The organism is Catenulispora sp. GP43, assembly GCF_041260665.1.
GTDB lineage: Bacteria > Actinomycetota > Actinomycetes > Streptomycetales > Catenulisporaceae > Catenulispora.
In genome coordinates this window covers 557,267-571,798 of record NZ_JBGCCT010000002.1, presented here as the reverse complement: position 1 = coordinate 571,798, position 14,532 = coordinate 557,267, and the positions used below count along the sequence as shown (strand labels likewise).

Sequence of the window (14,532 nt, the reverse complement as noted above, 5' to 3'; positions counted from 1 at the left end):
TCGGCAGGAGGGTGGGATGATGACGCCGACTTTCACCACACGTCCGGAGCTGAGCGGTACGTTCGGCATGGTCTCCAGCACGCACTGGCTCGCCTCGTCGGCGGGCATGGCGGTGCTGGAGCGCGGCGGCAACGCGTTCGACGCGGCGGTCGCCGCGGGGTTCGTGCTGCACGTCGTGGAGCCGCACCAGAACGGGGCCGGCGGCGATCTGCCGGTGATCTTCGCGCGCGGGGACGACAAACGGCCGACCGTGTTGTGCGGGCAGGGGGTGGCGCCGGCCGGGGCGAGCGTTCAGCACTTCCGCGAGCTCGGGCTGGGGCTGGTGCCCGGCTCGGGGCTGCTGGCCGCGGCCGTGCCGGGGGCGGTGCCGGCGTGGCTGACGCTGCTCCGCGACCACGGGAGCATGGAGCTCGCGGAGGTTCTCGCTTACGCCATCGGCTATGCGCGGGACGGGTATCCGGTCACTCCGGCGATATCGCAATGCATTGCGGATATCGAGCAGATGTTCCGGGAGCATTGGTCGACTTCTGCTGACGTCTACCTTCCCGGCGGCGCGGTTCCGGCTGCGGGATCGGTGTTCCGGAATCCGACGCTGGCTGCCACCTACCAGCGCTTGGCCGACGCGTCCGGGTCTACGCGCGCGGCGCGTATCGATGCCGCATTGGATGCGTGGCGGCAGGGGTTCGTCGCCGAGGCTGTCGATGCCTTTGCGCGGACGGCGTGGCGGGACTCCTCCGGGGCCGACCATGCCGGAGTACTTACGGGTACTGATATGGCGGCGTGGCAGCCTTCTTATGAAGAGCCGGTGCGTTATGACTTCGGCGGATATACGTTCTGCAAGACCGGTGCGTGGGGGCAGGGGCCGGTTCTGTTGCAGCAGTTGGCTTTGTTGCAGGGGCAGGAGCTCGAACCGGGGAGTGTGGACTTCGTCCATCGGGTGGTCGAGGGCGCCAAGTTGGCCTTCGCCGATCGGGAAGCCTGGTACGGCGACGGCTTCGACACCCCGCTGGATGCTCTGCTCTCTCCGGAGTACAACGCCGAGCGGCGCGCGCTGATCGGGGAGGTCGCTTCGCTGGAGCTGCGTCCGGGGTCGCCGCTGGGGCGTGTGCCGGTGCTTCCGGAGCGTCCCGACCTTCCGATTCCCGTCGATGCCTCCACCGGGGAGCCGGTCGCCTCCGGCGCGGGGCGTGGGGAGGCGCGGGGGGACACGGTGCATGTGGACGTCGTGGATCGGTGGGGGAACATGGTCGCGGCGATGCCTAGCGGCGGCTGGCTGCACTCCTCGCCGGTGATTCCCGCGCTCGGGTTCTGTCTGGGGACGCGGATGCAGATGACGTGGCTGCAGGACGGGCTTGCCAGCACCCTGACACCCGGGCTGCGGCCCCGGACCACGTTGTCGCCGACGCTGGCGCTGCGCGGCGGGGAGCCGGTGCTGGCGTTCGGGTCGCCCGGCGGGGACCAGCAGGACCAGTGGCAGCTGTTGTTCGTGCTGAACCACGTGGCCGGCGGGATGAACCTGCAGGAGGCGATCGACGCGCCGACGTTCCACAGCTCGCACTTCCCCGAGTCGTTCTACCCGCGGCCGGCCTACCCGGGGCGGGTCGTGGCCGAGGCGCGGCTCGGCGCCGCGGTCCTGGACGGGCTGCGGCGCCGGGGGCACGAGGTGGTGGTGTCGGAGGACTGGTCGCTGGGGCGGATGTGCGCGGTCGGGCGGGATCCGGAGCGGGGGTTGGTGCGCGCGGGGGCCAATCCTCGGGGGATGCAGGGGTATGCGGTGGGGCGGTAGAAGACTCTTTATGCGGCCGGGCGCCAGTCGGGCGTGCGGCCGAGGTAGAGCAGGATGTGGTCGAGCGTCGAGGCGTCCTCGGGGATGTCCAGTGCGGGCACGAAGGGTGCACCGGCGGGGGCGCGGTTGTCGCCGTTCGGCACGGCCAGCGTGATCCGCAGCGCCTCCGCCTCCAGCTCCGGCCGCAGCACGTAGCCGACGCCGAGCGTGGCGGCGACGTCCCAGGCGTGCACGACGTAGTCGATGAAGTGGAAGCCGATACCCACGCGCGCGGGGAAGCGCGGCGGATCGATCTTGAACTCCGGCAGATCGAAGACCGCGTCCAACTCCCCGCCGAGCGCCGCGTACGCCGCCAGCACGTCCTCCGACGCCGCCAGGTACTGCTGCACGGCATCGGCCCCGGCCGGCGCGAACTCCCAGTGCTTCATCTCGGCGCCATCCCCCCGCGCCGCCGCCGCGAACCCCCGGTGCTGCACGGTCATGTGGCCCAGCAGATCCGCGAGCGTCCAGCCCGCGCAGGGCGTCGGCCGCCCCAGATCGGTGACCTGCACCTGCCGGACAATGTCCATGCTGTCGCGCACCGCACGCGCGTTGAGGTCTCTGATATCGGTCATGCTCCGATGATCCGCCGGTCCGGCGGGGCTGGTCCACTTAAAAGCGGGTGAGGGGGCTGTGAGCTGGCGCTTAGGATGCGCAGGTGACGCACAAGGCGGGTGGGCGGACGGCTCGGTCGATCGAAGCCGCGATCGGAGCCGTGGTCGGGGCGGCGGTCGGCGACGCGCTCGGAGCGCCGTTCGAGTTCGGGCCGGCCGGGGTGTTCTCCGCGAAGTACCCGGTCGGCGAACCGCAGCCCGATGAGATGCGGGGCGGGGGCGGCTGGGACCCCGGCGAGGCCACCGACGACACCCAGATGGCGGTGCTGGTCGCGGACTCGCTGCTGGAGCGCGGCGGCCTGGACCCGGCTGACGCCTTCGAGCGGTTCCAGCGCTGGGCGGCCGGGGACCCCAAGGACATCGGCCTGCAGACCGAGACCGTCCTGACCAGCGGCGACCCCTGGGACAGCGCGGCCGGCCTGCACTTCTGGATCACCGGCCACGCCGCAGGCAACGGCTCCCTGATGCGCGCCTCGACGTCGGCGGTGTACTTCGCACCGGCCGGCCGCGAGGCGACGATGGACGCGGCGCGGCGTATCGCGGCCCTGACCCACGGGGACCGGGCGGCGTGGGAGGGAACCGCTGTGTTCCACGAACTGGTCCGCCTCGCCCTCGCCGGACAGGACCCGCTCGCCGCACTGCCCGAAGTCGTCGCGCAGATCCACCCCGACCACCGCGACCGCTACGCCACGATCCTCGCCCCCGACTGGCATCCGAGCATGGCCACCGAGTTCAACGGCGCGGTCTGGCCGTGTCTGGCCTCTGCCGTCTGGGCGCTGCGGAACACCCCGGACTTCGCCTCGGCCCTGCGCGCGGCCATCGACCTCGGCGGAGACACCGACACTGTGGCGGCGGTGACCGGCGGCTTGGCCGGGGCCGTGTACGGGGCCGGGGCGATTCCGGCGCGGTGGACCGCTGCGCTGCACGTGCCGGTGCCCGGCTGGGGCGACCGGGTTCTGCGGTGTGCGGACCTGGTTGTGCTGGCCGAGCGGCTGGTGGGGGCCTCGACCTAATAGGCTTTCCCTCATGAACCCCTTCTCCGCCCCCGGTCCTGTGCAGTTCGACGGCGCCGCCGTCACCGTCGTCGGAGCCCGGGTCGTCGGGTTGTCGGCTTCGGCGGCGCTGTTGGCGCGCGGGGCTCGGGTGACGCTGATCGACCGGTACGACGACGAGGCGACCACCGCGCGGGCCGCGCAGGCTGCCGCGCAGGGGGCCACGCTGCGTTTGGGCGACGGTGACACGCTGCCCGAGGGGACCGAGCTGCTCGTCGTGAGTCCCGGGCTGCCGCCTTCGGCGCCGATCGTGGCGGCGGCGCGGGAAGCCGGGGTGCCGATCTGGGGCGACGCGGAGTTGGCGTGGCGGTTGCGGGCTCCGCTGGCCGACGGGAGCTACGCGCCGTGGCTGGTCGTGACCGGGACCAACGGCAAGAGCACTACGGTGCGGATGGCCGAGGCGATGCTCAAGCAGGCCGGGAAGAACGTCGCGGCGTGCGGGAACATCGGGTACCCGGTGCTCGACGCGGTGCTGCGGGGGCAGGCCGGCTGGGAGGCCGGGAAAGCCGAGGAGCCCGGGGAGGCCGGGGAGCCGTTCGAGGTGCTGGTCATCGAGCTGTCCAGCTACCAGCTGTACTGGAGCTCGACGCTCAGCCCGCTGGCCTCGGTGGTGCTCAACATCGCGCCGGACCACATCGACTGGCACGGGTCGTACGCCGACTACGTCGCGGCCAAGGGCCGGGCGTACGAGAACTGCCAGGTCGCCGCCATCTACAACGCCGCCGATCTGGAGACGGTGCGGCTGGTGGAGGAGGCCGAGGTCGTCGAGGGCTGCCGGGCCATCGGGTTCACGCTCGGCGCGCCGGGGCTGTCGATGCTCGGGGTGGTGGACGGCATCCTGGCCGACCGGGCCTTCGTGCCCGACCGCCGCACCAGCGCCGCGGAGCTGGGCACCGTCTACGACGTCGAGCTGCACGCCCCGCACAACATCGCGAACGCGCTGGCCGCCGCCGCGCTGGTCCGCGCCTACGGCGTGGAGTCCACGGCGGTGCGCGACGGGCTGCGCGAGTTCCGGCCCGAGCCGCACCGCATCGCCTGGGTCGCGACCGTCGACGGCGTGGACTACGTCGACGACTCCAAGGCCACCAACCCGCACGCCGCCTCGGCCTCGATCGGCGCTTACGAGCACGTGGTCTGGCTGGCCGGCGGCCTGGCCAAGGGCGCGGACTTCGACGACCTGGTCGAGCGGCACGCCAAGCGGCTGCGCGGCGCGGTCCTGTTCGGCGCCGAGCGCCACCTGGTCGCCGAGGCGCTGCGCCGCCGCGCGCCGGAGGTGCCGGTGGTGGACCTCGGCGGCCCGGGCCCGGAGCAGGCGGCCGCGGTGATGGCCGAGGCGGTCGCGGCGGCGCGGGCCATGGCGGTGTCGGGGGACACGGTGCTGCTGGCGCCGGCGTGCGCGTCGATGGACATGTTCACGTCGTACGGGCAGCGCGGGGACGTGTTCGCCGAGGCGGTGCGGGAGATGAAGGCGCGGGAAGCTGGAGAAGCAGGGGAAGCCGCAGAGGCCGGGGAGTAGGCGGGGGAGGCCGGGAGCGGGCGCTCTACTGCCCGGGCATCCGATTGTCCCGGAAAGCCCTGGCGAAAGCCGCCCCGGTCGGCGTCACATCGGGATCGTCGGCGATCACCGAGTACAGCGCGGTGGCCGCGATGACGTCACCGAGCGAGGCGTACAGCCCCGCCTTGTTGAGCAGCAGCGTGGTCCGGGTCTCGGGGTCGGGGTCGCCGGCCAGGCCGTTGTCCATCGCGATCAGCCGGTCCTGCGGGTCCTCCAGCAGCAGCGAGAGCTCCTTCCAGGCCGGCGGGAAGCCGGGGAAGCGCTGCGTGATGCCGCGCAGGATCCGCGTCTTCTCCACGCGGTCTTCCAGCCACTCCAGCTGCACGAAGGACCTGGAGAAGCCCGGTGCCAGCTGCCCGGCGTGCTCGCGGCGCAGCATGTCCAGGGTGGTGCGGCAGGTGAAGAAGCCGGTCGGGGACAGGCTGGCCACGCGTTCGTACAGGTTCTGGGCGGCGCGGGTGTCGCCGCGCATCAGGTGCGTGAAGGCCGCGTCGTACGGCGGGTAGGGCCAGTCCGGCGCCAGGGCCGCGGCCCGGCCGAGCAGGGTGAGCGCCAGGTCGTAGTCGCCGCGGGAGCCCGCGGAGCGGCCTTCCGCGTGCAGGCGGTGGGCCTCCGGCGGGATTTCGTAGCTCATGGTCAGACAAGGTATGCCGCTCGTCTGTTCGAGGGTAGCCCTCTGATATCAGAGGGCAGATCCGAGATGGGCTGTCCGGCCGCCCGCGCCCCGTGCGAACACCCCCGGCGTGATCCCGTACGCGCGCTTGAACCAGCGCGCCAGGTGCGCCTGGTCGGCGAAGCCGGTGGCCGCCGCGACGTCGGCCGGGGTGCCGCCGGTGGCCAGCAGCGCGCGGGCGTGGCGCAGGCGCAGCTGGCGTTCGTAGTCGCTGGGGGACATGCCGAACTCGGCGGAGAAGGCCCGGTAGAGGGCGAACCTGCTGCACCCGGCGGCCGCGGCGAGCAGTTCCACCGACAGCGGCTCCGGGTACGCCTCGCGCATCAGGTCCCGGGCCCGGCGCGCAGCCTCGCGCTGCGCCGCGTCGGCCAGCGTCCTGATACGCGGCCGATTGGTCGCGCCGCGCAGGTGCGCGCCCAGGATGACGGCGCGCAGGCGCTCGTCGCGGGCCAGCGGGCTGGCGTCGGCGGCCAGCGCGGCGTGCAGGCGGGCGATGGAGTCGGCCAGGCGCCGGTCGCCCAGCACCGGATCGGTGAACAACGGCAGCGGGGCGGCGGCGTCCAGCGGGTCGGTGCCGTCGGCCGGGTCCGCCGCGTCGGCCAGGACCGCGCGGACGATCCGCGGGGAGACGTGCACGATGCGGTAGTGGTAGCCGAGGTCGGCGGCGGCGCGGCCGTCGTGCGGGTCGTCGGGGTTCAGGGCCATCACCATGCCGGCGGCGCTGGTGTGCAGGGCCCCGCGGCAGTGGAACTGCTGCGCGCCGGCGTCGGTGACGCCGAAGGAGTAGGCGTCGTGCGAGTGCGGGGCGTACACGTGGTCGCGGAAGCGGGCGTGCATGGCCTCCAGGCCGCGGGTTTCGTCGCGCCAGTACTCGGCCCAGCCTCGGGAGTTCGCCGCGGTCCCCGCCATGCCCCTCATTGTGCCCCGGGTCTGCGTCTTCGTCGCCGCACGAGCGTTCAAGACCGGATGCTGGGACGCGGGCCAGGATCGGGGCATGTCAGCTCAACGGTCGGCCGGACAGCCGAACCCCTACCTGTTCCTCGCGATGACCATGATGCTGTGGGGCGGCGCGTTCTCCAGTTCGGAGGCCGTGGTCGATCACGTCCCGCACACCGTGGCCGCCACGCTCCGCTTCGGCGGCGGCGCGATCGCGCTCCTGGTCGCGATGGCGCTGACCGGCCGGTCCCCGCGGGTCGGCGCGCGCGCCGCGGGCCGGGCGTGCCTGGCCGGGGTCCTGGGCGTCTTCGCCTACAACGGCTTCTTCTTCTGGGGCCTGTCGCTGGCGCCGTCGTTGGACGGCGGGATCCTGATCCCGGTCATGAGCCCGGTGCTGACCACGGCGTTCCTGGTAGTCAGCGGACGCGAGAAGGCCTCGCGCCGCCGCCTGGTCGGCCTGGCGCTGGGCCTGGCCGGCGCGGCGGCCTACCTGGTCGGCGCGAACAGCGCCGGCGGCGGTTCGCACCGGTTGGCCGGGGACCTGCTGTACGTGCTGAGCGCGGTGTGCTGGGCGGCGTTCACCCTGGCTGCGCCGAAGGTGCTGGCCGGTATCGAGCCGCTGACCGCGATGGCCTACGCCACCTGCACCGGCGCCGTCCTGCTGGCCCTGGTCGCCGCGCCGGATCTGGGGCATGTGCGGTGGGGCTCGCTGCCCTCAGGGGTCTGGGTCAACGTCGCCTACCTGGCGATCGGCGCCACCGCGGTCGCGAACGTCTTCTACTACCGCGGGGTCGCCGCGGTCGGCCCGGCCAGCGCTTCGCTGATGATGTTCCTGGTCCCCGCGGTGAACACGGCCTGCGCCACGCTGTTCCTCGGCGAGTCGTTCACCGCCGTGCAGGCCGCCGGGGCCGTGGTGCTGCTGGCCGGCGCGGCGCTCGCCGGGAAGGCGTCACTCCGGGTGAGGCGGCGGAGCTCCAGGACCAGCGCGACCACGACGAGGACGACTCCGGCGAGCACGTAGCCGTTGCCGTACAGGATCTGGAACGGATCCCAGGCTTCTTCGCGGCCGTGCAGGCGCGGCGCGTAGTTGATCAGTCCGGTCGGGATGAGCGGCAGGGCGGGATCCGAACCGCCGGAGTCGTTCACCCGCATCGGCCACGCCAGCGCCAGGAGCGTGCACACCGTGACCCAGGCCAGGGCCCGGCGTTGCCGCGAACGCAGCGCCGTGTGCACGCCCAGCACGACCAGCGGCTCGAACCACACCCAGTGGCAGGTCCAGGAGATCGGCGAGACCTCCAGTGCCACGACCGCGACCACGCAGCCGCCGAGCAGTTCGGCGCCGCGGTTCGCGGCCAGCGCGGCGGCGACCAGCCCGGCCACCACGATCAGTGCGCTGGCCAGCAGCCACGGGTACTTCGCCGCGTTGTCGCTGTCGTTCAGCAGTCGCAGGAACATGCCCTGCAGCGACTGGTTCGCGGCGTAGTCGCGACTGAAGGGGGTGATGCCGACGGCGTGGAACCAGAACTCGTGCGAGGCCTTCGGCAGCACCAGCCAGACCCCGCCGCTGACCGCCACGAAGGTGCCCGTGGCGACGATCGCCGCCCGCACCCGCCGGGTGAGGAGCAGGTAGACGATGAACAGACCCGGGGTCAGTTTGATCGCCGCGGCCAGCCCGATCCCCACGCCCTTGGTCCACCGGCGGTCGGACTGCGCCAGGTCCGCGACGACCAGGGCCATCAGGAGTACGTTGACCTGCCCGAGGTTCAGGTTCGAGTGCACCGGTTCGAGCCAGATGACCACGGCGGCGACGATCCCGGTGGCACCGAGCCGTCCCAAGCCCGCCCGGTAGCCGAGCATGCCCCACGCCGACCAGGCGACGGTGACCAGGCAGCCGATGCTCACCGCCGCCGTCAGGACCTTGACCTGGTCGAAGTCGAGCCAGGTCAGCTCGTGGAACCCGAGCGCGGTGAGCGGGGGATAGAGGTAGGGCAGGTTGCCCGGACCGAATCCGCTGGAGTACAGGGCATCCTGGCCGTGCGCCAGCGACTTGCCGGCGTCGTAGTAGACCCCGAGGTCGATGGTGAGCCACAGGTTCGACGGATGCGCCGAGACCACGACGATCCGCAGCCAGACCGACAGCGCGAAAGCCACGACGCCGATCACCGCGAGCGTCCTGCCGCGCGGGATACGCGTGTTCTGAGAAGCAATGCCCGAATAACGAACGCGTTCGCTCCGGCGCAGGGAGACGAACGCGGCTTTGCTGACGTTGCGAAAGGTTCCGATGGCAGTGTGTAATTGTGACATGCGGAACGGACCCCCGAACGGCTGCGAGCATGACAAGGTGTTGCCTAACGCGATTCACGCAGGCAATGCGATCTTCACTGTAGCCGCTGTTTATTAGCCCCGCGTAAATCGGCAGTGATTAATTCCGCACTATGGGATAAAGGCGCCCGGTCCATCTGGTAATAGCGCCGCCCCGACACCCTGCCCCGAGCTGACACCCCGTCCGCCGGGCGGCTGGCTACCCTAAGGACCATGAGTGAACAGGCCTCGGGCCCGCCGGCGTCGCCGTTGAAGAACGCCGTCCGGGCGCTGCGGGCCCGTCGCGCGGTTCTGAGATCCCTGTTCGACCTCGAACTCACCTCGTACTACCTGCTGGTCGGGGCGGTGCTGCTGCTGCTCGGGATCGGGCTGCTGGAGGTGTTCTCGGCTTCGAGCGTGAACAACCTGGTCAACGGCCGGCCGATGCTGTCCTCGATCCAGAACCAGGCGATCTCCGCGGTGCTGGGGCTGGCGCTCATGTGGGGGGCCTCGCGGCTGCCGCCGAGGGCCTACCGGGCGCTGGCCTATCCGGCACTGGTCGGGACGGTGCTGGCGCTGCTGCTGGTGCTGGCCGTCGGGTCCTCGCACAACGGGAACAAGAACTGGCTGATCATCGGGCCGCTGACGGTGCAGCCCAGCGAGTTCGCCAAGCTCGCGCTGGTGCTGTGGGGCGCGGACCTGCTGGTGCGCAAGGAGAAGCTGCTCACCACCTGGGACCACCTGCTGGTGCCGCTGGTGCCGGGGGCCGTGGTGATCATCGCCCTGGTGATGATGGGCGGGGACATGGGGACCTCGATAATCATCGTCGCCATCGTGTTCTGCCTGTTGTTCACCGCCGGGGCGCCGGGGCGGCTGTTCTCGATCATGGTGGCCTCCGCGATGGGCCTGGCGGCGCTGGCCATCTTGATGCGTCCCTCGCGGGTGCGCCGGTTCACCAACTTCCTCAGCCCCGAGAACGACCCCGGCGGGACCGGGTACCAGGCCATCCACGCCTTCCAGGCGCTGGCCAGCGGCGGCTGGTTCGGGGAGGGCCTGGGCGCCAGCAAACAGCGCTGGGGGCAGCTGCCCGAGGTGCAGACCGACATGATCTTCGCGATCATCGGCGAGGAACTGGGGCTGATCGGCGCGCTGACCGTGCTGGCGCTGTTCCTCACCCTGGCCTACGCCGGCATCCGGATGGCGCTGCGGACCGACGACCCGTTCGTGCGCCTGGTCTCGGCCTCGGTCACGGTCTGGCTGGCCGCGCAGATGATGATCAATCTGGGGGCGGTGACCGGCGTGCTGCCGATCGCCGGGGTGCCGCTGCCCTTCGTCTCCTATGGCGGGTCCTCCCTGCTGCCCTCGCTGACGGCGGTCGGGATGCTCATGTCCTTCGCCAGACGCCGCCCGGAGCCGATTGGTTTGCCGGGGATCGATACCGACCCGGCCACGGTCCGCGACCGCGGCGTCACCGCACCGCGTCCGGAAACGGCCCCGGCCGACCGATAGGGTGGCCGGGTGCATGTGGTCATCGCCGGCGGCGGCAGCGCCGGGCATATCGAACCCGCCCTGAACACCGCGGACGCGCTGCGGCGTGCCGACCCCTCGATCGGGGTCACGATGCTCGGCACCGCGAAGGGCCTGGACACCAAGCTGATCCCGGCCCGCGGGTACGAGCTGCGCCTGATCCCGGCGGTTCCGCTGCCGCGCAAGCCCTCGGCGGCGCTGCTGACGCTGCCCTCGCGGCTGCTCGGCACCGTCAAGGCGGCGCAGCAGGTGATCACGGACGTGGACGCGGACGTCGTCATCGGCTTCGGCGGCTACGTGGCGCTGCCGGCCTACCTGGCCGCGCGCCGGGCCAAGCGGCCGATCGTGGTGCACGAGGCCAATATCCGCCCGGGCCTGGCCAACCGGGTCGGCGCCAAGTTCACCGACCACGTGCTCACCGGCAACCCGGCGGTCCCGATGCCCGGCGCCACCTGCGTGGGCATGCCGCTGCGTCCGGCCATCACCGGCCTGGACCGCGCCGCGCTGCGCGCCGAGGCCCGCGCGGCCTTCGGCCTGGACCCCGACCGCCCGACGCTGCTGGTCACCGGCGGCTCGCAGGGCGCGCGCCGGCTGAACGACACGATGGTCGCCTCGGTGAAGGCGCTGCACGACGCCGGCATCCAGGTGCTGCACTCCTACGGCGACAAGAACTCGGTGTCGATAGAGCAGGACCCCGCGGGCCCGCCGTACGTGGCGCGGCCCTACGTGGACCGGATGGACCTCGCCTACGCCGCCGCCGACCTGGCGATGACCCGCAGCGGCATGATGACGTGCAGCGAGCTGGCCGCGGTCGGACTGCCGTCGGTGTACGTGCCGCTGCCGGTGGGCAACGGCGAGCAGCGGCTGAACGCCGCGCCGGTGGTCGAGGCCGGCGGCGGGCTGCTGATCGACGACGCCGCGCTGACGCCGCAGTGGTTCGCCGCGAACGTGGTGCCGCTGCTGCTGGACGGCGAGCGGCTGACGGCGATGAGCCAGGCCGCGCGGCGGTTCGGGATCCGGGACGCGGACGAGAAGATCGTCGATTTGGTGTTCGCGGCCGCGGGGAAGAAGCGGCCGGGGACGGCTGCCGGGATCGCAGCCCCCGAGACCGCTGCTGTTGCCGAGGCCGCCGCCGAAGCAGCCACCGACACCGACACCGACACCGACACCGACACCGGCACCGGCACCGGCACCGGCACCGACACCGGCACCACTCCGGCCGACACCACTCCGGCCGACACCAAGGACGGCGACCGATGACCCGCTTCCCCGCCCCCTCCGAAGTGGTCCCCGCCGCCGACCTCGGCCGCATCCACCTGGTCGGCATCGGCGGCGTCGGCATGGCCCCGCTGGCCCGCGCCATGCTCGGCCGCGGCCTGCCGCTGTCCGGCAGCGACATCAAGGACACCGCGACAGTCAGGGAGCTGCGGGCGCTCGGCGCGGTCATCGCCATCGGGCAGGCGCCGGAGAACCTGGACGGCGTCGACACCGTCGTGGTCTCCGGCGACATCCCCGTCGACAACGTCGAGATCGTCGAGGCCGAGGCGCGCGGCCTGCGGCTGCTGCACCGGGCCTCCGCGCTGGCCTCGCTGATGCCCGGGTACCGCTCGGTGGCCGTGGCCGGCACCCACGGCAAGACCACCACCACCTCGATGGTCGCCGTCGCACTGCGGCACGCCGGGCTGGACCCGAGCTTCGTCATCGGCGGCGAGCTCGGCGAGACCGGCGAGTCCGGGCACGCCGGGTCCGGCGACATCCTCATCGCCGAGGCCGACGAGTCCGACGGCACCTTCACGCACTACCGGCCGGACGTCTCGGTCATCACCAACATCGAGCTCGACCACCCGGACCACTTCGCCGACGTGCTGCAGGTCCGGGCCGAGTTCCAGGACTTCGCCGACCGGCTGGAGCCCGGCGGCACCCTGGTCTGCTACGCCGACGACCCGGCCGCCCGGGCCATCGCCGAGCGCACCGCCGCGCGCGGGATCAAGGTGCTGACCTACGGCGGGGACCAGGAGGTCGACATCCGGGTCGCCGACATCGGCACCGCCGGCGGCTACCCGACCTTCACCCTGGTCACGGCCGCCGACACCCACGGCCCGATCACCCTGAGCATCCCGGCCCGCCACAACGCCCTCAACGCCGCCGCCGCACTCGGCGTGGCCCTGGCCCTCGGCGTGGACCCCAAGCCGTACCTGGAAGGCGTCGCAGGCTTCAGCGGTGCCCGCCGCCGGATGCAGCTCCTCGGCGAGGCCGCGGGCGTCCGCGTCTACGACGACTACGGCCACCACCCGACCGAGATCGCCTCGATCCTGTCCGCGGCCCGCGAACTGGCCGGCGAGGGCCGCGTGATCGCCGCCTTCCAACCGCACCGCTACTTCCGCACCAACACGTTCCTGCACGAGTTCGGTCCGGCCCTCGGCGTCGCCGACGCGGTCGTGGTGCTGGACGTGTACGCGCACGGCGAGAAGCCGATCCCCGGCGTCGGCGGCGACGTGATCGCCGCCGAGACCGGGCTGCCGCCCGAGGCGAGCGTGTTCGAGCCCGACTTCGACCGGGTGCCGCAGCGGCTGGCCGAGCTGGCCGGCCCGGGGGACCTGGTGGTGACGGTCGGGGCCGGGGACGTGACCGAGATCGGTCCGCGGCTGCTGAAGCTGCTGGCGTAGCCGGCAGCACACTTCGAGATCAGGGCGTCCCGTGACGGGGCGCCCTTTTTCGTGCGCGATCTCAGCGCAATCCCAGCGCATCGGCAGGTCAACGGCGCCGTGGTCTCGTGGTTCCGGACGGCCCGCGGGGCGTCCCGCAGAGACTAGTTGCGTTGCAACTAGTCTCTATGCAACTATCGACCCATGACAGCCATCAAGAACGCCATCGTCATCGGCGGCGGAATCGCCGGCCCCGTCACCGCCCTCGCCCTGGCCAAGGCCGGCATAGAAGCCACCGTCCACGAGGCCCACGCCGCCACCGACCGGTCCGGGGCCATGCTCACCGTCGCCCCCAACGGGCTGGCCGCCCTGGAGACCGTGGGGCTGCGGGCCGCGGTCGAGGCCGTCGGCAATCCGCTGCACGCCATGGTCATGGAGAAGGGCAACGGCAAGACCCTGATGCGTGTGCCCTCGCTGCCGGATCTGCCGCTGAGCCGCGTCATGTACCGCGCCGACCTGTTCGACGCCATCCGGGCCGGCGCCGCCGCGCGCGGCATCACCGTCCACGACGGCAAGCGCCTCGTCGGCGTCCAGGAGCACGCCGGCGGCGTCACCGCGCGGTTCGACGATGGCAGCACCGCCACCGCCGACCTGCTGATCGGTGCCGACGGCATCCGCTCCACCGTCCGCACCCTGATCGACCCGCAGGCGCCGGGTCCGGAGTACACCGGGCTGATGAGCTTCGGCTTCGGCGACCTGACTGCGCCCTTCAAGCCCGGCGACATCCAGGAGATGCGCTTCGCCTTCGGCAAGCACTCTTTCTACGGCTACTGGACGCAGCCGGACGGGTCAGAGGTCTTCTTCAGCAACCACCCGCAGGAGCAGCCCATGACGCTGGCCCAGGCGCGCGCGGTCCCGAAGGGGGAGTGGCTGGCCAAGCTGCGTGCCGCGCATGCCGGCGACCGGCCCGGCAACCGTCTGTTCCAGTCCGCCACCGAGGCGAACATGCTGCTGACCGGGCCGATGGAGCGGATGCCGAAGCTGCCGCACTGGTACCGGGACCGCATGGTGCTGGTCGGGGACGCGGCGCACGCGCCGTCCTCCAGTTCCGGCCAGGGTGCCTCGCTGGCCCTGGAGAGCGCGATCGAGCTGGCGCGCTGCCTGCGCGACATCGACGACCTGCCGGCGGCGCTGGCCAGGTACGAGAGCCTGCGGCGGCCGAGGGTGGAGGAGATCTCGGAGCAGGCGGTGAAGACGAACAACGGCAAGACCGCCGGTCCCGTCGCCAAGTTCGTGTTCGGCCTCATCATGCCGATCGCGACGCGGACGTTCCTGCGGCCGGAGAAGATGTTCGGCCCAGTCCACCGCTTCCGGGTGGACTGGGACCGGAAAGCGACCGCGTGA

General features: G+C 72.1%; 10 protein-coding genes and 2 pseudogenes. 8 read left to right on the top strand and 4 right to left on the bottom strand.

Going from position 1 to position 14,532, the window contains the following annotated elements; genetic code table 11:
- The first annotated feature begins 16 nt into the window (after positions 1-16).
- Positions 17-1,786 (top strand): gamma-glutamyltransferase family protein, encoded by a 1,770-nt coding sequence (locus tag ABH926_RS06310; protein ID WP_370364386.1) that lies wholly within the window; start codon positions 17-19, stop codon positions 1,784-1,786.
- A gap of 8 nt (positions 1,787-1,794) precedes the next feature.
- Here the strand turns inward: ABH926_RS06310 and ABH926_RS06305 are convergent, their stop codons facing one another.
- Entirely contained in the window at positions 1,795-2,400 is a 606-nt protein-coding gene (locus ABH926_RS06305; RefSeq protein WP_370364385.1) for a TIGR03086 family metal-binding protein, read from the bottom strand.
- 83 nt (positions 2,401-2,483) lie between these two features.
- Here ABH926_RS06305 and ABH926_RS06300 point away from each other — a divergent pair, with 83 nt between their 5' ends.
- Positions 2,484-3,452: an ADP-ribosylglycohydrolase family protein gene (locus tag ABH926_RS06300; RefSeq protein WP_370364384.1), complete on the top strand. Its 969-nt coding sequence runs from the start codon at positions 2,484-2,486 to the stop codon at positions 3,450-3,452.
- 13 nt (positions 3,453-3,465) lie between these two features.
- Entirely contained in the window at positions 3,466-5,007 is a 1,542-nt protein-coding gene (murD, locus tag ABH926_RS06295) for a UDP-N-acetylmuramoyl-L-alanine--D-glutamate ligase (RefSeq protein ID WP_370364383.1), read from the top strand.
- A gap of 25 nt (positions 5,008-5,032) precedes the next feature.
- Here murD and ABH926_RS06290 read toward each other — a convergent pair whose 3' ends face one another.
- Entirely contained in the window at positions 5,033-5,680 is a 648-nt protein-coding gene (locus ABH926_RS06290; RefSeq protein WP_370364382.1) for a tetratricopeptide repeat protein, read from the bottom strand.
- Positions 5,681-5,728: 48 nt separating this feature from the next.
- Positions 5,729-6,628 (bottom strand): AraC family transcriptional regulator, encoded by a 900-nt coding sequence (locus ABH926_RS06285; RefSeq protein WP_370364381.1) that lies wholly within the window; start codon positions 6,626-6,628, stop codon positions 5,729-5,731.
- 85 nt (positions 6,629-6,713) lie between these two features.
- On the opposite strand from ABH926_RS06285, the gene ABH926_RS06280 reads away from it, so the two are divergent.
- Positions 6,714-7,676: a DMT family transporter gene (locus tag ABH926_RS06280; RefSeq protein WP_370364380.1), complete on the top strand. Its 963-nt coding sequence runs from the start codon at positions 6,714-6,716 to the stop codon at positions 7,674-7,676.
- Positions 7,677-7,951: 275 nt separating this feature from the next.
- Here the strand turns inward: ABH926_RS06280 and ABH926_RS06275 are convergent.
- Positions 7,952-8,959 (bottom strand): annotated as a pseudogene (locus ABH926_RS06275) (glycosyltransferase 87 family protein); the annotation flags it as partial.
- A gap of 231 nt (positions 8,960-9,190) precedes the next feature.
- On the opposite strand from ABH926_RS06275, the gene ftsW reads away from it, so the two are divergent.
- The 4 genes and pseudogenes from ftsW (at position 9,191) to ABH926_RS06255 (ending at position 14,532) form a co-directional block, all read left to right on the top strand.
- Entirely contained in the window at positions 9,191-10,465 is a 1,275-nt protein-coding gene (gene ftsW, locus ABH926_RS06270) for a putative lipid II flippase FtsW (RefSeq protein ID WP_370364379.1), read from the top strand.
- 9 nt (positions 10,466-10,474) lie between these two features.
- A pseudogene (gene murG / locus ABH926_RS06265) lies at positions 10,475-11,557 on the top strand (undecaprenyldiphospho-muramoylpentapeptide beta-N-acetylglucosaminyltransferase); the annotation flags it as partial.
- Between the two features lie 182 nt (positions 11,558-11,739).
- Positions 11,740-13,149 (top strand): UDP-N-acetylmuramate--L-alanine ligase, encoded by a 1,410-nt coding sequence (gene murC, locus ABH926_RS06260; protein ID WP_370364378.1) that lies wholly within the window; start codon positions 11,740-11,742, stop codon positions 13,147-13,149.
- Between the two features lie 183 nt (positions 13,150-13,332).
- Positions 13,333-14,532, top strand: a complete 1,200-nt coding sequence (locus ABH926_RS06255; RefSeq protein ID WP_370364377.1) for an FAD-dependent oxidoreductase — start codon at positions 13,333-13,335, stop codon at positions 14,530-14,532.